Origin of the sequence: Clostridium gallinarum (genome assembly GCF_014836325.1) — a bacterium.
GTDB classification, from domain to species: domain Bacteria; phylum Bacillota; class Clostridia; order Clostridiales; family Clostridiaceae; genus Clostridium; species Clostridium gallinarum.
The window spans coordinates 1-25267 of sequence record NZ_JACSQZ010000050.1 but is presented as its reverse complement, the minus strand read 5'-3'; the positions used below and the strand labels follow the sequence as shown (position 1 = coordinate 25267).

Sequence of the window (25267 nt, the reverse complement as noted above, 5' to 3'; positions counted from 1 at the left end):
TGAGACTATCTTTGTTATATTCAGATTTTATTATTATATTTTATGAAATTTTTAATATTAAATTTATCCACAATTTAAAATAGAAAAAAAACCTCTGTTTTTTTAAACAGGGGTTTTTCAACAAACTGGAAAAGATTGCCTTTTTGGCAATCTTTTTTTGATAATTTTTATTTTTTATCTTTAGAGGGCTAAATTAGAATGTGGAGATGACTTAGAGATTAAGAAATAATCTAGGTATGATAATTTAATACATTTTCATTTGAAAAAATATAGTTATTTACAAAAAGTTCCTAAAAGATTAAAATTATAACAAATGTTTATTTTACGTAGGGGGCAAATATAATGAAAAAGAAGAATAAAAGAGAAGGTAAAGAAAAGAGCATAGGAAGAAAAATATTTAATGTGACAGTGACAGTTACTATAATATCCATGATATCATTATTAGTTATTAATATTCTAATGTTTAACAGAATTTTAAAATCAGTAGAAGAAGATATACGTAAAAAAGGTAAGAATGTAAGAGGGGCTATAACAACTGCTGATATAGAAGCAGTTGTTAAAGATAAGACAATCAGTAGTTATGATTATAAAAAGCTTAAAAATGATTTAAATAATGGTAAAAGTAATGAGAATGTAAATTATGCAGCAATATTAATAAAAAGTAGTTCTAATGAGTTTGAAATATTGAGTGATAGTGAAAATAATTCTCTAAGTTATGGGAAAAAAGTTCCTATAACAACTGAATTAAATAAAGCTCTAAATGGTGAAATAACTTCTAAGACGGTTAAGGAGAAAAAAGAAACCAGAATAGTTATGTATTATCCAATACAAGTTTCAAATGATAATATTAATGCAGTCTTAGAAATAAGATCAGATGTTACAGATATAGTTAATATTAAGAAGGTAATTTTAATACAATTAGCAGTATTATCAATAATTTTAATTATAATTTATGCAATTATAACTTGGTTAATTTCAAAATCAATAAATAAAAATGTAAAAAAAGTTATTAATTCATTAGTTAAAATATCAGATGGAGATCTTACCGAGAAAATAGAAATAGATAGTAAAGATGAGATTGAAATAATTGCAACTTATATTAATAAATTACAAGAAAATATTAAAAAAGTAATAGAAAAGATAATGATTTCATCAGAAAATGAAATGAGCAATATTGAAATTTTATCAATTTCAAGTAAAGATATGGCAGCTTCATCAGAAGAAGTTACGGCAACTTTACAGGAAATAGATTCAAATATATATATTCAAAATCAAGATACAAAGAAAATAAATTATTTATTAGAAGGCTTTGGAGAGTTAATAGAAAAAGTAAAGATTTCTATAAAAGATATTAATGATTTATTGGTGTCAGTTAATAATAATATAGATTTAAATAATAAAGCCTTAATGAAGTTACAAAATTCCAAAATTGATATAGAAAATTCAACTTTTAATATGAATGAAAAGTTAGAAGGGTTACATTTATCTTTAGGTAAAATAAAAGATATAACAGTTTTTATTGATATAATTGCAGATCAAACTAATCTTTTAGCTTTAAATGCCGCAATAGAAGCAGCTAGAGTAGGGGAAAGTGGCAAGGGATTTGCAGTTGTTGCAAATGAGATAAGAAAATTAGCCGAAGAAGTAAAAAATTCTTCCCTAGATATAAATAATCTTTTAGTGAATGTTATTAATGAAGGTGATGAAGTAAGGCATATATCACTAATAATGAATGATAAATTAAGTAAGCAATTTGGAGTAATAGATAATTCTATAATAGCATTTAAAGAAATAGTAGATAGAATAATTAAATTAATTCCAGAAATAAAAAATGTAAATAGTGAAATGGATAATGTTCTTGAAGAGAAGGATGTAATATTTGATGCAATAGATAAATCAAGTAAGTTATTAAATGAAATAGCTAAATCATCCGAAGAAATAAAGAATTTTTCAGAAGAGTTAAGTACAATGGCTAATGGAATATCTGAAGTAGGAGATAAGCTAAGTGATAATACAAGTGAAATGAATAAAGAAATAAATAAATTTAAAATTAAATAAATATATATATTCTTGATAAAGTACTTTTATGCTTTTTAGGTAAATCTATAAAATTACAAATCCCCATATTAATAAAATTTATATGTCACTTTAATGAATTGAGTAAAATAATGTTAAAGAGTAAAATAATATTATCAAACTATGTTTTTAAGGAGTGATATAATGAAGGCGGAAAGCAAAATGCTTAGATTTTCAGCGATTGGTGGGTTGTTCTTCGCTATATTGGGGATTGCCTGGGGATGAGCTATACAATCAGAAATGATTAGTTTTGATGGTTTATATTCTTTAGTGAGTTTAGGACTAGCTCTATTTGCAATTATAACAACTAATTTTATTAATAAAAAAGATTTTAAGAATTATCCTTTTGGAAAGTACAATTTAGAGCCAATAATAGTTATTGTTAAGTCTATTGTACTTTTGTTAATGTGTTCAATTTCCATGTTATCAGCAATTAGACAAGTTTTTAATGGTGGAAATAATGTTGAGGAAGGATTTGCTTTAAGTTATGCATTAATTTCCTCTATAGGATGTACTTGTGTCTATTTGTACATGAAAAAGTTATCAAAGAATCTTAATTCTGAAATAGTTAAAGCTGAAAGTAATCAATGGCTTATGGATTCTATGCTTAGTGTAGGTGTATTAGTGGGATTTTTTATATCAATAGTATTAAAATCTATTGGATTTACTAATTTATCAAAATATGTGGATCCAGGCATGGTTATTTTATCATCTGGTATATTTTTAAAAATGCCAATAACTTCAATAATTGAGTGCTTTAAGGAACTAATATGTTCATCAGCAAATGATGAAATAAATCTTGATATAAATAATTTAGTAAAAGAAATAGAAGAAAAATATGAGTTAGAGGAATCTATAGCAAGGGTAGCTAAAGTTGGAAGAGAGCTTAGAATAGAAATAGATTTTATACTTTCAAATGACTCTAAAATTAAATCAGTTGATGATATGGATAAAGTAAGAGAATTTATAGACAAAAATACTAATCATTTTGATTTAAAAAAATGGTTGAATATATCATTTACTAAAAATAAGAAATGGGCAATATAATTCAATAAAATGTACCTTATATTTTAAACAGTAAAGCAAGTTTTAAATATAAGGTACATTTTATTATTTAAAAACATCTAAAATTTTACTAATTAATAATTTTATGATATTTTTAAATAGTTAGTAAATTTAAAAAAATTAATGTTTAGGGGGACTATTGTGTACACAAAATATTCCGATATTAATATAAAAGAAATAGTTAATGATGTAATTGAGGAAATTAACTTTGGTAAAAGTAAGATATTTAATATAGCTGATAAGATGAGAGATGAAATTGAATTAAAAAAAGAAGAATTAAAAACTATAAAAACAAAATTATCTATAGTAATAGATGAAGTAGATTATTTAGAAAAGTTAGACAAGTCTATGAGATTGAAATTAGTAGAAGAATCTAAAAAAATGATCAATTCAAATCAAGATTATTTTAAAAATATATATGAAGAGGCTTTAGATATAAGAGTTAAATATATTACAAAACAAAGTGAAGAAAAAGAACTTATATTAAAGAGAGATGAACTAGAAAGAGCTTTAAGAGGATATAAAGTTAGTATAGAAGAGGCTGAAAGTGCCGTTAATCAGATAAATATAGCATTAGGATATTTAGAAGGAAATATTTTAGATGGACTTAAAAGTAATAATGAGAATAGTAGAATGTTAAATGAAATAAATATATTAGAAAATCAAGAAATAGAAAGAAGAAGAATTGCAAGAGAAATACATGATGGTCCTGCTCAATATATTGCAAATGCAATAATGAGAATAGATTTTTGTAAAATGGTTATTAAAAAGGATTTAGAAGAAGGAATTAAAGAGTTAGATGACTTAAAAACTAATGTGAAAATGGCTTTAAAAGAAGTAAGAGGAATAATATATGATTTAAGACCTTTATCTTTAGAAGAAAGAGGACTAAATGAGGCTATAAAAGAGATGATAAATATTATTTCAACTGAAAATTCAATTAAGATAAATGTAGATATTGAGAGCTATGATGGTGAAATAGATAAAATAATACAAATAGCAGCTTATAGAATAGTTCAGGAAATATTAAATAATATGAAAAAACATTCTAAAGCAAATATAGTAGATTTAAGATTTAATTATATTAAAGACTATATATATTTTTTTGTACAGGATGATGGTATTGGATTTAATGTAAAGGAAACTTTAATAAATACTAAGAAAAAAGGAAATTGTTATGGATTACTTGGAATTTATGAAAGAGTTAAATCTTTAGGAGGAAGAATCGATATAAGATCTTCTTTAGGAGAAGGAACTACATATAAAATAAAACTTCCTATAGATAGAAAGGTGAAAAAAGATGAGTAATATTAAAATTAATGTTATGGTAGTTGATGATCATGATTTAATAAGAGAAGGATTAAATAGAATTATTAGTTTTGAAGATGATTTAGTTATTACAGGTCAATATAGTAATGGGGAAGAGTTATTAAATAATTTAAAGGATAATATACCTAATGTAGTTTTATTAGATATAAATATGCCTATTAAAGATGGATTAGAAACATTACAAGTTTTAAAAAAAATACATAAAGACATTAAGGTTGTAATGTTAACAGTTGAAAATGATAAAAAAACAATTATGGAAGCTATAGATATAGGGGCAGATGCTTATATATTAAAAGAATCTGCCGGTGTAGAGGTAGTTACTGCCATAAGAAGTGTTTTCTTTGGAGATAAATATATAGACAAGTCGTTAATAAAGGTAATGTTTTCTGATTTTAAAAGAGGAGGAATAGATAATAAAGAAAAGGAGGTTTTAGATTTATTAACTGATAGAGAACTAAGTATATTATTTGAAATTTCAAGTGGATTAAAAAATAAAGAAATAGCTGAAAAATTATTTTTATCTGAAAAAACTATAAAAAATTATATAACCAGCATATTTAAAAAGATAGGAGTTGAAGATAGAGTTCAAGCTACTATATATGCAATTAGAAATAATATTGATGAATTTTATAAAAAGAAAATTAATTAGAAGATGTATAATGAATAAATAAATTAAAGTATATTGACAAAATAATAAATTTTGATAAACTTATAAAAGTAAAAATTAATAAAATTTGATAGAGGTTGCAATAATTAAGAGTAGTATTAATGAGGTAAGCACGTTGATTTAATATAAAAGGAATTATTGCCGAAATATATATCTTAGCTTAAAGGGTATATGTTGGTTTTGCATAAAATATATGTAAAACTGTCACAATAAAATTGTGGAGTGCTATCTTTGTAGTTGTTAAATTTTGCGAAATACAAGCTCAAAGAGAAACATCTTTGAGCTTATTTTTTAGGAGAAACAAATGAAAGAGAAACATATGAAAAAAGAAATTAGTTTATTTATGGCGACTATGCTAGTTTGTGGTAATATGATAGGCTCAGGTGTATTTATGTTACCAGCTACATTAGCAGAAGTATCGGGACCATTATCAACTATTATTGCCTGGATATTAACAACCCTGGGCTCTGTATTAATTGCAATATCTTTTGCAAATTTAAGCTCTAAGTATCCATCTACAGGAGGAGCTTATCAATATACTAAAGAAGCTTTTGGAGAATTTGCTGGATTTCTAAGTGCTTGGCTATATTGGAATGGATCTTGGATTGGAAATGCGGCTATAATAGTAGCTTTAGCAAGTTATAGTGCAGCAGTTATTCCAGCATTAAATAACCCTATAATTTCTATAATATATACAAGTTCTATTTTATGGATTTTTACTATTATTAATATAGTGGGAGTTAAGAAAGCTGGAAAAATACAATCTTTTGTAACTGTATTTAAAATAGTATTTTTTGCCTTATTTATTATAGTAGCATTTTTAAGTTTTGATATTAATAATATTATGCCGCTTATGCCAGAAGGAAAAGGAATTAATACAATACCTTTAGCTGCAACATCAACCCTTTGGGCTTTTGTAGGATTAGAAAGTGCTACAGTTACAGCGGGGGAAATAAGTAATCCTGAAAAGAATGTAAGAAAAAGTACTATATATGGAATATTAATTGCATCTGTAATATATATACTAATCAGTGTAACTAGTATGGGGGCGATGAATAATAGTCAATTAGCTGTAAGTACAGCACCTTTAACTGATATATTAACAAAAGCACTAGGACATGGAATTGGGAAGCCTTTAACGGCAGCTGTAGTTATATGTATTCTAGGTACTACTATTGGATGGCTTTTATCAACAGCAAGAGTTTCCTTTGCAGCAGGCGAAGATGGTGTATTCCCTAAGATTTTTGGAAAGATACATCCTAAATATGGTACGCCAGTAAATTCATTAATAATAGGATCTGTTTTGGTTAATATTTTATTAATAATGAATTATCAAAAAAGTATGGTTTCTGCATTTACATTTATTACAATTTTAGCAACGCTAACATTTTTACCAGTATATTTATTAACTGCAGCAGCAGAAATAATGTTATTATTTAAAGAAGAAAATAATATAAATTTAAAGATATTTATACAAAAATCTTTTGTTCCATTATTAGCTTTTATTTATGCATTATGGACAATATATGGATCAGGAGCAGAAACTGTAATGTGGGGATTCATATTAATGCTTTTAGGAATACCATTTTATATATATAATTATCATAAAAATAAATAAAAAAGTAAGTTACTTTATTTAAGTATTTAAGAATCTTATTAATTTGTGTTGAATTAAGACAAATGTCATTAAAAATCAAATTAATAGGATTTTTTTTATTCTAAAATAATGCTATGAAAGTTTATAAAGAGTCATAAATAATATTTTACTAATATACTATATTAATATATTTAATATAGAAAGTTAGAAGTGGGGGAGACTTTGAAGATGCATAGACTCGGTATTTCAATATATCCAAACAATTCACTGGTCGAAGAAATAGAAAATTATATAAGATTAGCTGCTAAATATGGTTTTACAAGGATATTTACATGTTTAATATCTGCAAGTGAAAAAGATATTAATATAGTGTTAGAGGAGTTTAAAAATATTTTGAAAGTTGCTAATGAAAATAATATGGAAGTTATTGCTGATATTGATTCCACAGTATTTAATATTTTGAAAGCATCTATATCTGATTTGAAAGTTTTTAAAGATATGGGGCTTTCAGGTATAAGATTAGATATGGGCTTTAGTGGATACGAAGAGTCATTGATGACTTATAATGAATATGGATTAAAGATAGAATTAAATATGAGTAGTGGGACTAAATATGTAGATAATATTATATCTTATAGAGCTAATATAAATAATTTATATGGATGTCATAATTTTTATCCGCATATTTATACGGGGTTGTCTTATGAAAATTTTATATATGCTAGTAAAAAGTTTAAGAGGTTAGGAATAAGAACAGCAGCTTTTGTTAACTCTCATTCAGCAAATCAAGGTCCATGGCCAGTCTCAGAAGGGCTATGTACATTAGAAATTCATAGAGAATTACCGATTGAAGTTCAAGTGAAGCATATATTTGCAACAGAACTAATTGATGATGTGATAATTGCAAATGCATTTGCATCTGAAGAAGAACTTAAAGCATTAAGTAAATTAAATAAGGATATGTTAGAATTTAATATTGAATTAATTGAGGACATTAGAGAGTTAGATAAAAAAATTGTTTTAGAAGAAGTTCATTTAAATAGAGGAGATGCTTCTGAATATATGGCAAGAAGCACTAAAAGCAGAGTTAAATATAAAGGAAAAAGTTTTCCACCATATAATGTAGTTGATATAAAAAGAGGAGATATATTAATTGATAGTGATTTATACACTAGGTATGCTGGTGAATTACAATTAGCATTAAAAGATATGAAAAATACAGGAAAAACTAATGTAGTAGGAAAAATAGTAGATGAAGAATTATTTTTATTAGATTATATTAAGCCATGGAATAAATTTTCATTTAAAATTAAAAAGTAAAGTTTAGTTAGTAATAAATATTTTATTTGAAGAAGGGAAAGTTATTAATGATTAAAAATTAATTTTAAGGAGGATTTTTTATGAAATTTAAATCATTAATAATACCTATGACAGTTTTAACTTTATTATCTGTTGGGTGTGGTAAAACAGATAATAATGCAAATGAAAATAACACTAATGTTATAGAAGAAAACAACAAACCAAATACTGATAGTAACGGTGGAACAGTTGATATGGTAACAGCACCATCTAGAGCTACAGATGAAGCAAATTTAATTAAAGCAGTTAAAGAAAGTTGGATTGTTATATTAGAAAACAATATTACTACTTCTCAAGAAATTACTTTAGAAACTGGATTTAAGAAATCTGATAAAGATAATCCAAGTGATTTAGTAGATACGCCAAGAGTTATTGCTTTATATAGACAAAATGATAATAAAGAAGTAGTAGATAATTATACTTTAGAATTACCTAAATTAATAATAAAAGATGAAGGTGCTAAAATTGAAGGTGGAACTATAAAAGGAGATATTTATATAGAAGCAAGAAATGTAAAAATAGAAGGAACTACTGTAGATGGTAATATATACTTTAGTAATGAAGAAGAAAAAAATACTTTTCATATGGATGAAAACTCAAAAGTACTTGGTAGTATGGAAGTTAAATAATAGGAAAAAAGGCTGTTTTATAACAGTCTTTTTTGTTAGAGTAATTATGGAAATTTTTACTTTAATAATATAATTTTGCATCTATAAATAATATAATATATAATAAGTATCAAAAAAGATTATTTATCTTCATTATATTAATAGTATGTAGATGGAGGAGTTAATTTGAAAACTAATGCAACAGTAATAGAAAAATCTAATATTAAAGTTAAGAAACCTAAGATTTATAAAGTGATTATGCATAATGATGATTTTACTACAATGGAGTTTGTAGTTGCTATTTTAAATATTGTATTTAATAAAAATTATGAAGAAGCTAATAAAATAATGATGGAAGTTCATAAAAATGGTAGAGGCATAGCTGGTATATATCCTTATGATATTGCTATCTCAAAGGCAAATAAAGCTATGTTTATGGCTAAAAATGAAGGATTTCCATTTAAACTTACTGTAGAGGAGGATTAAAATGGATATAAGTAAGGTAGTAAGAGATGTTCTATTAAGAGCGTACAGTAAAGCAAAAGAGTATAAAAGTGAATATGTTACTCCAGAACACTTATTATTAAGTTCTTTAGAAGAGGATATTTTTAAGGAATCAATAATTAAGCTAAATGGAGATGTTGAATTACTAAAAAGTGATTTAATAAATTATATTAATGAGTATGTAGATAAGATAGAAGAGGGCGAGCCAGATGAAAGTTTAGGTATTAAAAATATACTTATAATTGCAACACAACAAGCTGTGTTTAGTGAAAGGAAATTTGTTTCTTTAGAGCATATCATTTCAGCTATTTATACATTAAAAGATAGTCATGCTGTATATTATTTAGAAAAACAAGGTATAAGTAAGCAGGAATTATTATTTGAATTATCTCATAATAAAAGTGAAGAAGATAATCTGGCGAAGGATGCAATTAAAATAATTAAGATAGATAAAGTAGAAGATAATGAAGAAAATAAAGTAAGTAATACATTTCTTACAAATTTAACAGAAGAAGTAGGAGAAGAAGACAATTATTCATTAATAGGAAGAAAAGATATACTTGATAGAACAATACAAATATTATGCAGAAGAACTAAAAATAATCCAATTCATATAGGGGAACCAGGAGTTGGCAAAACTGCTATTACTATGGGGCTTGCTAAATTAATAAAAGAAGGCAATATTCCAGATAAGTTAAAAAATGCTGAGATTTTTTCTTTAGATATAGGAACAGTTCTTGCAGGAACAAAATATAGAGGGGATTTTGAAGAAAGAATAAAACAAATATTAGATGAAATAAAAAAGCATGATAATCCTATTGTTTATATAGATGAAATTCATAATATTGTTGGAGCTGGCGCATTAAATGGAAGCTCATTAGATGGTGGAAACTTAATAAAAAAATATTTATTAGAAGGTAAAATCAGGTTCATAGGAGCAACTACTTACGATGATTATAAAAAGCATTTTGAAAAAGACAAAGCTTTAGTAAGAAGGTTTCAAGTTATAGAAGTTAAAGAAACATCTATAGATGAGACAATTAATATATTAAGAGGAATTAAAGATAATTTTGAAGAGTATCATAATGTTAGCTATACTGATGAAGCTATAAAAGCTGCAGTAAATTTAAGTGCAAAATATATTAATGATAGATTTTTACCTGATAAAGCAATAGATATAATCGATGAAGCTGGTGCATTTGTAGATATTAATAAAGAAAAATATAAAGAGGCTATTGTAGATGAATATATTATAGAAGAAATAATTTCTAAAATATGTAGTATACCAAAGAAAACAATTGAAAATAATGAGATAGATTCATTAAAGATGTTAGAAGATGAGCTTAAAAATAATGTTTATGGACAAAATGAAGCTATTAAAGAAGTAGCAAGATGTATAAAGACTTCAAGAGCTGGGCTTAATGATGAAAATAAACCAGTAGCTTCAATGCTTTTTGTAGGTCCTACTGGAGTTGGGAAAACCGAAATAGCTAAGGTTTTATCGAAAACTTTAGGTATAGAATTAGTAAGATTTGATATGAGTGAATATGGAGAAAAACATTCAGCTGCAAAACTTATAGGTTCTCCTCCTGGATATGTAGGATATGAAGAAGGAGGACTTCTAACAGATACTATTAGAAAGAAGCCTAATTGTGTGTTGCTTTTAGATGAAATTGAAAAAGCACATCCAGATATTTTAAGTGTGTTATTACAAGTAATGGATTATGCAACTTTAACTGATAATAAAGGTAGAAAAGCAGATTTCAGAAATGTAATATTAATAATGACTTCTAATGCAGGAGCTAGGGATATAGGTAAAAACTTAGTTGGATTTGCTAGAGGAAGTGTAAATATTGAAGCCATAGATGAAGAAGTTAAAAGAGCATTTACTCCTGAATTTAGAAATAGATTAGATAAAATAATAGTATTTAATCAAATAAATGAAGAAATGGCATTAAAAATTACTAATAAAGAATTAGATAAGTTTAAGAATAAGCTTAAAGAGAAAAATGTTAACTTAACTTTTAGTAGTAAATGCATAAAAAGTATAAGTGAAAAGGGCTTATCTAAAGAGTTTGGAGCAAGAGAAATAATAAGAGTAATAAATTCGGAAATAAAGCCTTTATTAGTTGATGAGCTATTATTTGGAAAATTATCTAATGGGGGAAATTGTTCAGTAGTTATAGAGAATAAAAAGTTTAAGATAAAAGAGAAAAAATAATATGTTCTTGACTAGAGCTGTCTATAAGACAGCTCTAATTAATTTTTTTATTAGTTTTAAAATAGCTGTATATGTATTAAAATATAAAGTATATGGATAATACATGGGGAGGTGTTAGAAATGGCTGTATATATTTTTTTATTAATATGGGGAGCTATAGAGCTTGTAGTTGGTGGAATTGTATCAACTAAAAAAAGATTAATAATAATTAGGGGAATAGTTGAAAGTTTTTCGTATTTAAATATAAATTTTAGTATAGATAAAATAAAAGATATTAAGAGATTTTCAAAATGGATAGGAGAAGTAATATTAGTTGAAGGAGCTTTATATATTTTTTTAGCTTCAGCATCTATATATTTTAAAATGAATGTTTTAATAGTTCTTATATTTATTTCTATAATAGAGGTACTTTTCTTTAATATAGTAAATAGAGGATTAGAAAATTATATAGAAAAATAAACGAGGTAATAATGTCAGATAAAAGATATATTTTTGATAATTATATAAATATAGCTAAAAAGTTTATGGCTGAAAAGGATCATTTAAAAGCCTTAAAATTTTATAAAAAAGCATATAGTATTGAAGAAGGGAAAAAAGATATTGAATTAATATTAGATATTGCATTGTTATATGATAAGCTAAGACTTAAGGATTTGGCTGAGAAAAAATATAAAGAAGCTATAGAAATTGACTCTAATGACCCTAGGGCTTATTACGGATTAGGGGTTTTATATGATAATGAAGAAGCCTATGAAGAGGCGATAAAATATTATAAGACTGCAATAGAGATTGATGAAAAATATGATAGAGCTTATTTTTATTTAGCGAATGCTTATGATGAGTTAAAAGATAGAGAAAATGCAATTAAATATTATAAAAAAACCTTAGAATTAGTTCCAAATGATCTTTGGGCAAATGCTAATTTAGGATGTATTTATGAAGAGATTAATGAATATCATGAAGCTTTATTTTATATGAAAAAAGCTTTTGAAATTAATCCAAGCAATTTTAGAATATTATTTAATATGGGAGTATTAATGAAAAATTTAAATAAGGAAAAAGAAGCTATAGAATACTATAATAAGTCTATAGAGAATAATCCTAACTATCCATATAGTTATTTAAATTTAGCTGTATTGTATAGAGAAAAAAATGATTTTGATAAAGCTATCAAAGTCATTTCAGAGGGAATTAAAAATAATTCAGATTCTTCTTTTTTATATTATAATAGGAGTTGTTTTTATACCAATATAGATAAATTAAATTTAGCGTTAAAAGATTTATTAAAAAGTATAGAAATAAATGAGTTTTTTTTAGAGTATATGAAGAATGATAAAGAATTAGATAAAATGAGAAGTTTAAGGGAATATAAAGAAATATTTGATAGTAAGCTACAATAAGGGCTTACTATTTTTATGTTGTTATAAAAATAACTAGCATAGCTTATATTTTGATGAAGTTATACTAAAAATAGGAAAAAAATATAAAATGAATAATATTTTAAGCTATATATTTGAATTTTTTATTAAATTTATCGTTAAAAATTTTTCAAAAGTTGTGGCAGATATTTAAATATGGTAATATAGGTATGTTCGTCAAAATGTAAACTAAATAAGGGATGTTATAATAGAAAGTTATTACTTTAAACTTATAAATATTAACAATCATCCCTATAATAGGAGGTTTTATATAGTGTTAAATAATCTTTTTAGCAATGTAAATACTAAAAATAAACTATTTACATTAAATAGTGCTAAAATATTTAAAGATTTAGCTAAAGAGCATAATTCAGAGGAATTATTAGCTAAAGAAATTGACGAAAGCTTAAGCTTACCTTTTGAAATTAATAAAGGTAAAAAAGCATTAATTAAAGCTTTTAGCTTTCAACCTAATCTAAATGGATATGAAATTATATTAAGAGAAAGAAAAGAAGAATTAGAGAAAGGATTAGAAAAGATTAAATCTTTAAATGAAGTTAAATTTATTGCTGGTAAAAAGGATAAAGCTATATTTGAAGATTTAAAAGCTTATGGAGAAGTAGTAAAGGTTTCTCCTATAATAGATTTATATGATAATAAGCTTAAATCTAAAGCTTATGGAGAAAGTAATGATGTTGTAATTTACGATATTATAGACATAGTAAATCTAGGACAAGCTTTATTAAAGAAGGAGATAGAAAGTTTTATAACTGTCTATGGAAGTGCAGTTAATGGAAATAAGGTATGTGCTGTAAGTAAAAATACAACTTATAGACAAGTGTTTGAAGCTTTAAATGGGAAAGAAAATATACTATCAAAAGTTATTGATGGTGGAAGCTTAAATGGTACACCAGTTTATGATTTAAATTCACCTATTAAGAGTAACTCAAGAGGAATATTATTTTTAACTGAAAATGATTTACCTACTAATAAGAGTTGTAGTTGTATTAATTGTTCAAAATGCTTAAGAGCATGCCCAGAAGGGTTAAATCCAATAAAGTTAATGGATCTTTATAAAAGAAAAGAAAAAGAAGAGTTTATAAGATTTGGTGGAAATAAGTGTATTGATTGTGGATTATGTAGTTTCGTATGTCCTTCTAATTTAGAAATTGCACAAACTATAAAAACTGCTAAAGAATTCAACTAATTATTAAATTTTGAATAGGAGTGAAGAGCGTGGAAAATATAAATCTTAAAGTATCACCAGGACCTTATATAAGAAAAGGCTTTGGTATTAATAAGATAATGATAGATTTTATTATAGCATTAATTCCAGCAATTTTTGCAGGTATTTATTTTTATAAAATGGATGCTGTTATAATAGTTTTAGCAACAGTTTTAACTAGTATAGTAGCTGAAGGTCTATGGAATAAGTTTGTAAAGAAAACAACATTTTTAACAGATTTAAGTCCTATAGTATTAGGTCTTATATTAGCATTAATAATGCCAACATATGTACCTTTATGGATACCTATTATTGGTTCAATATTTGCAACTATAGTTGTAAAACAATTTTTTGGTGGTCTTGGACAAAACTTCATGAATCCAGCAGCAGCTACAAAAGCTTTTTTAATTGCTTCATGGGCTGGAGTTATGGCAAAGCCAGCTACAGATGCTACTTCTTCTGCATCAGGAGCTGTTGAAGTTGTAGTTCCTTTAATAGATAAGATTATAGGACAAGCTTCCGGGAGTATTGGAGAAACTTCAATTTTAGCTTTATGCATAGGTGGAGTTTATTTATCACTTAGAGGAAGAATTAGCTTAAGAGGACCAATAGCATTTATATTATCTGCAATGGTTATGCATAACATATTTGATAAAGATTTATTATTATCAGGTGCTTTTTTTGTAGCGGCTATATTTATGACTACAGATTATGGTACAACTCCAATGACAAAAGTTGGACAATACATATTTGGAATTATAGCAGGAGTTTGTGCTTCAGTTATTGCAGTTAAGGGATTTAATCCAGAAGGACCTTATTATGCAATAATAATTATGAATTTATGTGCTCCTCTTATAGATTATCTAACAACTAAAAAATATAAGGTTAAGAAGGAGGCTTAAGAATATGAAAGAAAATTTTAAGCTAGGAGGAATCCTTCTAATTATAACTATGATAGCAGGTTTATTATTAGGTTTTGCAAATGACTTAACTAAAGAAGCTATTATAGAAAACTCAAAAATAAGCAAAGAAGATTTAAATTATATAATGCCTAAAGCTGAAAAAATTCAAGATTCAAATATCGAATTAGATGCTGAAGGAAATATAAAAGAAATATATGAAGCTGTAAATGGAAATGATGTTATTGGTTATGTTTTAAAGGTAACTAGTAAGGGTTTCCATGGAGCAATAGATTTTGTAGTTGGTATTTCAAATGAAGATACAGTTACAGGTATTAAAGTTTTATCACATAGTGAAACACCAGGACTTGGAGCTAAAATTTCAGAAGAAAAATTTACTGAAAGATTTAAAGATAAACCAGCAACTGATTATTTAGAGGTAGTTAAGGTAACTCCTAATAAGGATACTGAAGTAGAAGCTATATCAGGAGCTACAACTTCAAGTAAAGCATCTGTAAATGCAGTAAATGAAGCTATTACTTTTTATTTAGAAAAAATAAAAGGAGAAGTAGTTGAACCTAAAGAGGAAACTGATGTAGATACAGGGGCAAGTGCACAATAATAAAAATTAGGAGGAAAGCAATGAATAAGTTAATTGAAAGATTAAAAAATGGAATAATTACTGAAAATCCAATTTTTGTACAAGTTTTAGCTATGTGTCCAACTCTTGCAGTTACAACAAGTGCTAAAAATGCTTTAGGTATGGGACTAGCGTCTACTGTTGTTTTAATATTTTCAAATATGATGATATCAGCAATAAGAAAATTAGTTCCAGATAAAATTAGAATTCCAGCGTATATTGTAGTTATTGCATCTTTTGTTACTATAGTAGATATGTTAATGCAAGGATATATTCCTAGCCTTTATTCTTCACTTGGAATATTTATTCCTTTAATAGTTGTTAACTGTATAATACTTGGAAGAGCAGAAGCATATGCTTCAAAAAATCCTATTTTACCTTCTATATTTGATGCTATTGGAATGGGACTTGGTTTTACTATAGCACTATTCTTAATAGGAACTTTTAGAGAAATATTAGGTGCAGGTCAAATTTTAGGAATTCAAATTATTCCTGAAACTATTAAGCCGGCTTCTATAATGATATTAGCTCCAGGTGCCTTCTTTACATTAGGAGGACTTATGGTTGCTTTAAATGCTTATAATATTAAAAAAGCAGAGAAAACAGGCGAAGAAGTTAAGACTTTAGAGCATAGCTGTGGAAGCTGTTCTGGATGTGGAACTGGATCATGCAGTACTAATTCAGGAATTGAAATAAAAGAATCTAAGAAAAACTAAGAGGGGTGGAACTTATGGAATTATTTATGATTTTTATAGCAGCAATGCTTGTAAATAACTTTGTACTTTCAAAATTCCTAGGGATTTGTTCATTCCTTGGAGTTTCAAAGAAAAAAGATGCAGCTATAGGTATGGGATTAGCTGTTACATTTGTTATGACTTTAGCCTCAATAATGTCGTGGCTTGTATACACACAAATATTAGTTAGATTTGAACTTGAGTATTTAAAAACTATAGCCAATGTATTAGTTATAGCTGCTTTAGTACAATTTGTAGAAATGGCTATGAAAAAATTATCGCCAGGCCTTCATAAAGCTTTAGGTATATATCTGCCTCTTATAACTACAAACTGTGCTGTTTTAGGTATGGCTACATTAAATATTCAAGAAGGATATAACTTTATAGAATCTTTAGTAAATGCATTAGGTGCAGCATCAGGTTACATGTTATCTATAGTATTACTATCATTTATTAGAGAAAGAGTAGATAATAATGAAAATATACCGGTTGTTCTAAGAGGATTACCAATTACATTATTTACAGCAGCTTTAATGTCAATTGCCTTTTTAGGATTCCAAGGATTAATTCACTAGGGGAGGGTTAGTATGAATATTTTATATGCAACTTTAAGCTTAGGAGTTTTAGGATTAGTTTTTGGAGTATTATTAGGTTTTGCATCAAAAGCTTTTGAAGTAAAGGTAGATCCTAAGATACCTAAGTTAAGAGAATGTTTACCAGGAGCAAATTGTGGTGGATGTGGTTTTGCAGGTTGTGATGCTTATGCAGAAGCAGTTGTAATGGAAGGTGCAAAGCCTAACTTATGTTCTGTTGGTGGTGCAAAAACAGCAGAAGATATAGGTGAAGTTTTAGGAATAAAAGTAGACTCAGCTGAAAAGATGACTGCTTTTGTAAAGTGTAATGGAAATTGCGATTCAGCTAAGGTTAAATATGATTTAGAAGGAGTTACAGATTGTTTAACTGCTTCTCTTATGATAGATGGTGGTTCAAAGGCTTGTTCATATGGATGTTTAGGTCTTGGAAGCTGTGTAAGTGTTTGTGAATTTGGAGCTTTAGAAATTGTTAATGGAATTGCTAAAGTTAATATGGATAAATGTACAAACTGTGGAGCTTGTATAAATATTTGTCCTAAAGGATTAATAGAATCAGTACCTGTTTCAAAGAAAGTAAGAGTGGAATGTAATAATATTGAAATAGGAAGACATGTTAAAGAAAATTGTTCAGCAGCATGTATCGGATGTAAGTTATGTGAAAGAAACTGTCCAAAAGAGGCAGTTCATGTAACAAACAATTTAGCTAAGGTAGATTATGATAAGTGTGTAAACTGTCAAATCTGTACTAAAAAATGTCCAACTGGTGCTATAAAGTTAGTTAATAATTAAGGTTAAGAGGGACTGTCGCATGACAGTCCCTCTTTGTTAAATTTTATTAAATATACCCAGCAATGAAAGTGAGTCTACTCTTCTTTTAATTTCATCAATATCTGTTGTATATAAATTTAATTGTTTCATTCTTTCAAAGTAGTCGCCACCTGAAAAGGTGTGTCTTATACTTTTTCCATTTTCTATTTCTAAAGTTTCATTAGCAAAAGAAATAATATCACCTATAGAAAGTTCTCTAGGCAATTCTAAAAGTGATTCGCCTAATATATATTTTACAGCATTATATCCAGCTAATGCACCAGTAACCATAGCCTCAGTATGTCCTACAAAAAATCCTGATTTTTCACCAGCACAAAACATATTATTAATTCCTTTTATTTTCATTGTATTATCTCTAGGACTAGAAGCTAAATATCTTATAGAGTTAGAAGTCCCACCAGATAAAGGATCAATATATCTTGCATTTTCAAGACCAGGAATTTTTCTTAATTTTTCAATAGGATAATAAGAAGTCATAAGCTTAATATGTCCAGTATCTAATAAAATTACATTTTCTGCAAATTCTTTTAAAGCATATTGTTGACAAACTTTTTGTCCCAGTTTATCTAAATTAATATCTTCTTTAGGTATTGGAATTACAGCAACTCCATTAGTGGTAAGTTCTTCTAAAAGTTCATCAGACAATGATTCTCTTGGAATTTCACAAGAACCACTCATAGCTCCTGGAGTTCCATTTGCTCTTTCACCCATTATATCAGGAATTCCAGCTTTAGAACTTAAACTTTCTCTTCCACCAAAGGTGGGACATCTTAGTATGCACATAGAACAACCGTTACCATATCTATTACAATTTGTCATAGGACCAGTTGAACCAGTAGTTTCTATAAAAACATCCCCATCTATAAAAGAACCATCAGATAATTTTATTTTTAAAATTGAATTATTTTTAATTAACACATTAACAGCTCTACTTCTAAAATGAATATTAATTCCTAAGGATAAAATATACCTTCTGATTTCAGGTTCAGCTTTTCCTATATCGGTTAAATTAGCATGTTTATGACCTGTGAAATCAATATTTTTGTGAAGAGCTAAATTATCCATAATATTAATTAACTCATTAGCACCTAAGTAGGATAGTTCTTCTGAAGCAGTAAATCTTCCGTTATTTCGCATTATACCGCCAACATTACCTACTCCAAGAAGCATATCACTTCGTTCTATAATATGAACATCAGCATTCATTTTCTTTGCTTGTATAGCAGCTTGACATCCTGCAAAGCCACCACCTATAATAATAACTTTCATTTAAAATACCTCAAATATTATTATTTATAATAAAATATTCTAATATTTGAAAATTGGTACTTAATATTTAGTTTATAATAGGAATTATGTTGTAAACTGGCTCTTCATAAGGATGAATATTTTTTATCACGTTTATAACTTCAAGAGCTAAATCTTTATGACATTGAAATTCTATCTTAATTTCCTTCTCGATAGATAAGTTATTTTCTTTTCCTAAATAAGGTTTTGATCCCTTCAAAGGTTTAAAATATCCTGTAACTTCAGTAGTAGAAAAACAGTAATCGTAATTTCCAATGGTTAAAGCACCAGTTTTATTTATTGCCTCCATAAATTGCTCAAGATGAGTAGGTGGAATATAAATTTCAAACTTAACTTTTGTATAATTCATAATAAGACCTCCAATAATCGCTATAATTAAATAATAGACTATTGTTAAAAAATAGTAAACAAAATAAATGTCTAATATTAACAATAAATAAATTTATAAAAAATCATAAAACAACTAAATTAACTAACAAATTAATACAAAAAATAAAAATAAAGAAAAATAATAGCAGATAATTAAATAAAATATTATAAAACTATGAAAAATAAATGGGTATATATCCTTTAATAAAATTAAGCATATTATATAGTGAAAGAAATAAATTATTTGAGGAGTTTAAAATGGGAGTTTTATTTTCTATTATAGGAATAATATTAAGTTTAATATCAGGAGTTATTTTAGTAAGAAATATAATTATAGATGAAATATTTGTTATAAAAAAAGTTAAAATAATAGGGTTTCAGGCATACACATATGTAATGCCAGGAGTAGAGTATAGTACTATTTATAATGCAAGGATTTATCCAGTAATTGAATTAAATGAAGGAGAAGAAAAGATAAGAGTTGCAATTTCAACAGTATCAAATAATAAATTGGAAAAGGGAGATGAAATCGAAGTAATATATCCTAAAGGGAAATTAGATAAAATAAAAGTATATAAAAGAAGAGAAATATATATTTTTTATTCTTTAACCCTTATTATTGGAATATTGATAGTAATTTTATCAACAGCTTTAATTTAACAATGGTTTAAATTGTAGATAGTATAGTATAGAAATTGGATTTATAACTATACTATCTATCTTTTTTATATTCTATGAAAATATATTGCTTTTGTTCATATTATAAAATAAAAAGTGTTTTTTATTTTATCGGAGGAAAAAATGGAAATTACAACAAAGGAAATAATATTAAGAATTATTTTAGCACTTATAATAGGTGGAGCTATAGGATATGAAAGAGAAGTTAAAAATAGAGCTGCTGGTTTTAGAACACATATATTAGTTTGTTTAGGCTCAACTATTATTTCATTATTACAAATAGAAATTGGGAATAATGTTATACAAATGATAGAATTAAATCCAACATTAGGAGAAGTGATTAAAGTCGATTATGGAAGACTAGGATCTCAAGTAATTACTGGAGTAGGTTTTATAGGAGCAGGAACCATAGTTCATACTAAAGGAAATATAAAGGGATTAACTACAGCAGCAACCTTATGGATAGTTGCATGTTTAGGGTTAAGTATAGGAATGGGAAGTTATTGTATAAGTATATTTTCTACTATAATAATATTTATTATACTAGTATTTTTAAAAAAGATAGAAAATAAGTTTATATCAATCAATACTATAAAAATATTAGAAATCAATTTTAAATTCAATGATAATAATAAAATGGAAATGATTAATTTCTTTCAAAGAAAAAAGATTGTTATAAAAAGTATAGAGTATTTCTTTAAAGAAAATGAAAATAAAGAAGTTAATGTTAAATATATTATTTATAAACCTAGGTATATAAATTTGGATAAAATAATTGAAGAGTTAGAGAATAAAAAATATATCAAAAGTGTTAAAATAATAAAATAAATAAAGTGGTTTGAATATCAAAATATTTTTTGTCTAAATATTGATATTTCATTGAATTTTATTGAAGTTTAGCTTATTATTTAATAAGGAACAATAGAAAAAAGGATGGGATATTTCATTATGCAAAAAGATGTAAGTATAGTTAATGAACTTTTAGTGAAAATATTTAACGAAATACTTCAAATTGAAGAAAAAACTTTGAAAAATGGACACTTTTCAGATTTATCTGTAAGAGAAATGCATACAGTAGAAGCTATAGGAAGAAAAGAAAAGAGAATGATGAGTGAAGTTGCACAAGATTTAGGAATAACTGTTGGAACATTAACTACAGCTATAAATAGACTTATAAAAAAAGGGTATGTTGAAAGAAGTAGAATAGAAGAAGATAGAAGAGTTGTTTTAGTTGAGCTTACTAAAAAAGGTAAGATTGCACATAGATTACACGAAAGATTTCATAGTGAGATGGTAAGAAGTATGCTTGATACTCTTTTAGATGAAGAAAAGGAAATATTAATAAGCTCATTAGGGAAGTTAAATAGTTATTTTAAAGAAAAGTGTGAGTCAATAAAATAATAAAGTGTGGGAAGTACGGGAGGATATTATGATAAATACAAGTTTGGAAGTTGCTAAATATGCAACTAGAATGGCTATTTCTTCTAGAGAAGAGGAAGAAGAGCTTAAGATTGAATTAAAGAAAAAAGGTGTTTTAGTAACAGCTGTAAATATAGGTGGAAATATAAATGATTCAACTTCCAAAATATTAGAAAGAGCATTAGTTGCATCAAAAAGAAATGGTCTTATTAGAGAGGAGCATTTGCATGAAGGTGGAGTAGTAGGAGCAACTAGAGATGCCTTAATGCAAGTGTGGAATAGAGCTAGTGGGCAAAATGTAGGTGGGAAAGTAGGAATTGCTAGAAGAGGAGAACACTTAAGTGTTTGTATATTTTTAAGTGTTGGACTTTTGCATTTAGATGAAGTAGTAATTGGAATAGGACATAGAGCTATTCCTGAATAAAAATATTAAGTGTGTATTAAATTTGATAAATTGATACACACTTTTATTATACTTTCCTTTCTTCAGTTTGCAAAGAGATAAACATTGTATGACGGTGACTTGGAGCGTATGCGACGTAACAAGGAATACAATGTTTATCTCTTTTTTATTTATATTTAATAAAAGTAAACTTTTTAATGAATATTAAAGTATGTTAAGTAAAAAAATATTTAATTGATACAATCGTTATATTAATAACAATTAAAATGTAATTAATTGGTTATATATAAAATTAGTTTATTTAAATATTTCTACAACTGGAATATATATTTAGAATAATTTTAGAAGTTAAGTATAAAAAGTATCTTTAGCTATTAAAAAATTGTAGTAATACCATAAAATAAGCATAGAAATAAAAATTTGAGAAAAAAATAAAAAAAATATGATAAAATTTTAACAAAAAAAGATTGACAAAAAATAAACAATGAAATACAATGATATTGTAATCAAGTTGAAGAAATTTTATAAATAGAGAAAATAATTAAAAAATTATAAATCTTATTATTTTAGGAGGATTTAAAATGGCTGTAACAAATGCACAAGAATTAACTCAAAGAATTAAGGAATTAAGAGAAGCTCAAAGAAAGTTTGCAACTTATACTCAGGAACAAGTTGATGAGATTTTCAGACAAGCAGCTATAGCAGCAAATGATAATAGAATTAAGCTAGCTAAAATGGCAGTTGCTGAAACTGGAATGGGTATAGTTGAAGATAAGGTTATTAAAAATCACTTTGCAGCTGAATATATATATAACCAATATAAGGATATGAAAACATGTGGTGTTTTAGAAGAAGATAAAACTTTTGGTATTACTAAAGTAGCTGAACCGATAGGAGTTATTGCAGCAATAGTTCCAACAACAAATCCAACATCAACAGCAATATTTAAAACTTTAATAGCTTTAAAAACTAGAAATGCAATTATAATATCACCACATCCAAGAGCTAAGAATGCTACTATTGAAGCAGCTAGAATAGTTTTAGAAGCAGCAGTTAAAGCAGGCGCTCCAGAAGGAATAATTGGATGGATAGATGAACCATCAGTAGAATTATCACAAAATGTTATGAGAGAATCAGATATAATACTTGCAACAGGTGGTCCTGCAATGGTTAAAGCAGCTTATTCATCAGGAAGACCAGCATTAGGAGTTGGAGCTGGAAATACACCAGCAATAATAGATGAAACAGCTCATATAAAAATGGCAGTAAACTCAATCCTTTTATCTAAAACTTTTGATAATGGAGTTATTTGTGCATCAGAACAATCATTAGTAGTATTAGATGAAGTTTATGATGAAGTTAAAAAGGAGTTAAACGATAGAGGAGCTTATATACTAAAGGGTGAAGAAGTAGATAAGGTTAGAAAAGTAATTTTAAATGAAAAAGGTGGATTAAATGCTAATATAGTTGGTCAATCAGCATTTAAAATTGCTCAAATGGCAGGAGTTAGTGTACCAGAATCAGCTAAGGTTTTAATTGGGGAAGTAGAATCAGTAGAATTAGAAGAACCATTTTCACATGAAAAATTATCACCAATTTTAGCTATGTATAGAGTTAAGTCTTATGAAGAAGCTTTAGAAAAGGCTGCTAGATTAATTGAATTAGGTGGTATGGGTCATACTTCAATACTTTACACAGATCAACTTAAGTCAAGAGATAGAATATTACAATTTGGTGAAAAAATGAAAACTGCTAGAACATTAATTAATATGCCAGCATCACAAGGGGCTATAGGTGATATTTATAACTTTAGATTAGCACCATCATTAACTCTTGGATGTGGATCATGGGGAGGAAACTCAGTTTCAGAAAATGTTGGTCCAAAGCATTTAATTAACATCAAGAGTATAGCTGAAAGGAGAGAAAATATGCTTTGGTTTAGAGTTCCAGAAAAAGTTTACTTCAAATATGGTTGTTTACCAATTGCACTTGAAGAATTAAGAGATATGGATAAGAAGAAAGCATTTATAGTAACAGATAAAGTGTTATTCGATATGGGATATACTAATAAGGTTACAGAAGTTTTAGAAAGAAATGGAATACAATTTAAGATATTCTCAGATGTAGAACCAGACCCAACACTTAGATGTGCAAAAGCTGGTGCAAAAGAAATGTTAAACTTTAATCCTGATGTAATAATAGCATTAGGTGGTGGTTCAGCAATGGATGCTGCTAAGATTATGTGGGTTATGTATGAACATCCAGAAGTTAACTTCCATGATTTAGCTATGACATTTATGGATATAAGAAAGAGAATATACAAATTCCCTAGAATGGGTGAAAAAGCTATGATGGTGTCAATTGCTACATCAGCAGGAACAGGATCAGAAGTAACACCATTTGCAGTTATTACTGATGAAACTACAGGAGTTAAATATCCTCTTGCAGATTATGAACTAACACCTGATATGGCTATAGTTGATGCTGAACTTATGATGACATCTCCAAAAGGATTAACTGCTTGTGCAGGTATAGACGTATTGGTTCACTCAATAGAAGCATATGTTTCAATAATGGCCTCAGAATATACAAATGGATTAGCTTTAGAAGCAATTAGATTAGTCTTCAAATATTTACCAGATGCTTATGCTGAAGGAACAACTAATGTTAAGGCAAGAGAAAAAATGGCTCATGCATCATGTATGGCTGGAATGGCATTCTCAAATGCGTTCCTTGGAATTAACCACTCAATGGCTCATAAATTAGGTGCATTCCATCACTTACCACATGGTATGGCTAACTCATTATTAATGAACGAAGTTATAAGATTTAATGCTACAGATGCACCAACTAAGCAAGCTGCTTTTGCTCAATACAAATATCCAAATGCAGCATGGAGATATGCTAGAATTGCAGATCATCTTGGATTAGGTGGAAACACTGAAGAAGAAAAAGTAGAATTATTAATTAAAGCAGTAGAAGAATTACAAGCAAAAGTTAATATGCCAAAAACTATTAAAGAAGCTGGTGTATCAGAAACTAAATTCTATGAAACTTTAGACGAAATGGTTGAGCAAGCATTTGATGATCAATGTACAGGTGCAAATCCAAGATATCCATTAATGAGTGAATTAAAAGAAATGTATATAAGAGCTTATGAAGGACCAAAAGCAAAAGAATCAAAAAAAGAAAGTAAGAAAAAATAATACCGTAAAATAATATATATTTAAAAGCACTCCAAAAGGAGTGCTTTCAGACTGCTGACAAAGTGTCAGCAGTCTTTAATTTTATATAATTATCTAATATAATTTAAATATATTATTTTTT

At 26.9% G+C, this 25267-nt stretch carries 24 protein-coding genes and 1 riboswitch; of the genes, 22 read left to right on the top strand and 2 right to left on the bottom strand.

Annotation, left to right across the window (positions count from 1 at the left end; translation table 11 throughout):
- Positions 1 to 342 precede the first annotated feature (342 nt).
- The 17 genes from H9660_RS12345 to H9660_RS12265 all read left to right on the top strand — a co-directional run bounded on the left by H9660_RS12345 (position 343) and on the right by H9660_RS12265 (position 17724).
- A complete protein-coding gene (locus tag H9660_RS12345; RefSeq protein WP_191750686.1) occupies positions 343 to 2058 on the top strand; it encodes a methyl-accepting chemotaxis protein in 1716 nt (571 codons plus the stop codon).
- A gap of 258 nt (positions 2059 to 2316) precedes the next feature.
- A complete protein-coding gene (locus H9660_RS12340; RefSeq protein ID WP_191750685.1) occupies positions 2317 to 3123 on the top strand; it encodes a cation diffusion facilitator family transporter in 807 nt (268 codons plus the stop codon).
- Positions 3124 to 3282: 159 nt separating this feature from the next.
- A complete protein-coding gene (locus H9660_RS12335; RefSeq protein ID WP_341479597.1) occupies positions 3283 to 4449 on the top strand; it encodes a sensor histidine kinase in 1167 nt (388 codons plus the stop codon).
- Positions 4442 to 5119 (top strand): response regulator, encoded by a 678-nt coding sequence (locus tag H9660_RS12330; RefSeq protein ID WP_191750684.1) that lies wholly within the window; start codon positions 4442 to 4444, stop codon positions 5117 to 5119. The genes H9660_RS12335 and H9660_RS12330 overlap by 8 nt, the downstream gene beginning before the upstream one ends.
- Before the next feature lie 81 nt (positions 5120 to 5200).
- Positions 5201 to 5373, top strand: a riboswitch (Lysine riboswitch).
- 68 nt (positions 5374 to 5441) lie between these two features.
- Positions 5442 to 6755, top strand: coding sequence for an APC family permease (locus H9660_RS12325; RefSeq protein WP_191750683.1), 1314 nt, complete (start codon positions 5442 to 5444; stop codon positions 6753 to 6755).
- A gap of 207 nt (positions 6756 to 6962) precedes the next feature.
- Entirely contained in the window at positions 6963 to 8054 is a 1092-nt protein-coding gene (locus H9660_RS12320) for a DUF871 domain-containing protein (protein ID WP_191750682.1), read from the top strand.
- A gap of 80 nt (positions 8055 to 8134) precedes the next feature.
- Entirely contained in the window at positions 8135 to 8722 is a 588-nt protein-coding gene (locus tag H9660_RS12315) for a lipofamily protein (RefSeq protein ID WP_191750681.1), read from the top strand.
- A 165-nt stretch (positions 8723 to 8887) separates the two neighbouring features.
- Positions 8888 to 9187, top strand: a complete 300-nt coding sequence (locus H9660_RS12310; RefSeq protein ID WP_191750680.1) for an ATP-dependent Clp protease adaptor ClpS — start codon at positions 8888 to 8890, stop codon at positions 9185 to 9187.
- 1 nt (position 9188) lies between these two features.
- Positions 9189 to 11426 carry an AAA family ATPase gene (locus tag H9660_RS12305; protein ID WP_191750679.1) on the top strand — a complete coding sequence of 746 codons (2238 nt, stop codon included), beginning with the start codon at positions 9189 to 9191 and terminating at the stop codon, positions 11424 to 11426.
- A 120-nt stretch (positions 11427 to 11546) separates the two neighbouring features.
- Positions 11547 to 11885, top strand: a complete 339-nt coding sequence (locus H9660_RS12300; RefSeq protein WP_191750678.1) for a hypothetical protein — start codon at positions 11547 to 11549, stop codon at positions 11883 to 11885.
- Between the two features lie 11 nt (positions 11886 to 11896).
- Entirely contained in the window at positions 11897 to 12826 is a 930-nt protein-coding gene (locus H9660_RS12295; protein WP_191750677.1) for a tetratricopeptide repeat protein, read from the top strand.
- A 292-nt stretch (positions 12827 to 13118) separates the two neighbouring features.
- Positions 13119 to 14051, top strand: a complete 933-nt coding sequence (locus tag H9660_RS16610; protein WP_191750676.1) for a 4Fe-4S dicluster domain-containing protein — start codon at positions 13119 to 13121, stop codon at positions 14049 to 14051.
- A gap of 29 nt (positions 14052 to 14080) precedes the next feature.
- Positions 14081 to 14971, top strand: coding sequence for an RnfABCDGE type electron transport complex subunit D (locus H9660_RS12285; RefSeq protein WP_191750675.1), 891 nt, complete (start codon positions 14081 to 14083; stop codon positions 14969 to 14971).
- Positions 14972 to 14975: 4 nt separating this feature from the next.
- Entirely contained in the window at positions 14976 to 15590 is a 615-nt protein-coding gene (locus tag H9660_RS12280; RefSeq protein WP_191750674.1) for an RnfABCDGE type electron transport complex subunit G, read from the top strand.
- Positions 15591 to 15610: 20 nt separating this feature from the next.
- The gene (gene rsxE, locus H9660_RS12275) at positions 15611 to 16324 is read left to right on the top strand and encodes an electron transport complex subunit RsxE (RefSeq protein ID WP_191750673.1); all 714 of its coding nucleotides are present in this window, start codon (positions 15611 to 15613) and stop codon (positions 16322 to 16324) included.
- A gap of 14 nt (positions 16325 to 16338) precedes the next feature.
- On the top strand, positions 16339 to 16917 hold the full coding sequence (gene rsxA, locus H9660_RS12270; protein WP_191750672.1) for an electron transport complex subunit RsxA: 579 nt from the start codon (positions 16339 to 16341) through the stop codon (positions 16915 to 16917).
- Between the two features lie 12 nt (positions 16918 to 16929).
- The gene (locus H9660_RS12265) at positions 16930 to 17724 is read left to right on the top strand and encodes an RnfABCDGE type electron transport complex subunit B (protein ID WP_191750671.1); all 795 of its coding nucleotides are present in this window, start codon (positions 16930 to 16932) and stop codon (positions 17722 to 17724) included.
- A gap of 36 nt (positions 17725 to 17760) precedes the next feature.
- On the opposite strand, the gene H9660_RS12260 is transcribed toward H9660_RS12265, so the two are convergent.
- Positions 17761 to 19032 carry an FAD-dependent oxidoreductase gene (locus tag H9660_RS12260; protein ID WP_191750670.1) on the bottom strand — a complete coding sequence of 424 codons (1272 nt, stop codon included), beginning with the start codon at positions 19030 to 19032 and terminating at the stop codon, positions 17761 to 17763.
- A 67-nt stretch (positions 19033 to 19099) separates the two neighbouring features.
- On the bottom strand, positions 19100 to 19420 hold the full coding sequence (locus tag H9660_RS12255; RefSeq protein WP_191750669.1) for a YqfO family protein: 321 nt from the start codon (positions 19418 to 19420) through the stop codon (positions 19100 to 19102).
- A 278-nt stretch (positions 19421 to 19698) separates the two neighbouring features.
- On the opposite strand from H9660_RS12255, the gene H9660_RS12250 reads away from it, so the two are divergent.
- The 5 genes from H9660_RS12250 to adhE all read left to right on the top strand — a co-directional run bounded on the left by H9660_RS12250 (position 19699) and on the right by adhE (position 25146).
- Entirely contained in the window at positions 19699 to 20100 is a 402-nt protein-coding gene (locus tag H9660_RS12250; protein ID WP_191750668.1) for a hypothetical protein, read from the top strand.
- A 141-nt stretch (positions 20101 to 20241) separates the two neighbouring features.
- Positions 20242 to 20946: an MgtC/SapB family protein gene (locus tag H9660_RS12245; protein ID WP_191750667.1), complete on the top strand. Its 705-nt coding sequence runs from the start codon at positions 20242 to 20244 to the stop codon at positions 20944 to 20946.
- A 120-nt stretch (positions 20947 to 21066) separates the two neighbouring features.
- Positions 21067 to 21519 carry a MarR family winged helix-turn-helix transcriptional regulator gene (locus tag H9660_RS12240; protein ID WP_191750666.1) on the top strand — a complete coding sequence of 151 codons (453 nt, stop codon included), beginning with the start codon at positions 21067 to 21069 and terminating at the stop codon, positions 21517 to 21519.
- Between the two features lie 28 nt (positions 21520 to 21547).
- Positions 21548 to 21961 (top strand): HutP family protein, encoded by a 414-nt coding sequence (locus H9660_RS12235; RefSeq protein ID WP_191750665.1) that lies wholly within the window; start codon positions 21548 to 21550, stop codon positions 21959 to 21961.
- A gap of 560 nt (positions 21962 to 22521) precedes the next feature.
- Positions 22522 to 25146 (top strand): bifunctional acetaldehyde-CoA/alcohol dehydrogenase, encoded by a 2625-nt coding sequence (gene adhE / locus H9660_RS12230; RefSeq protein ID WP_191750664.1) that lies wholly within the window; start codon positions 22522 to 22524, stop codon positions 25144 to 25146.
- Positions 25147 to 25267 lie beyond the last annotated feature (121 nt).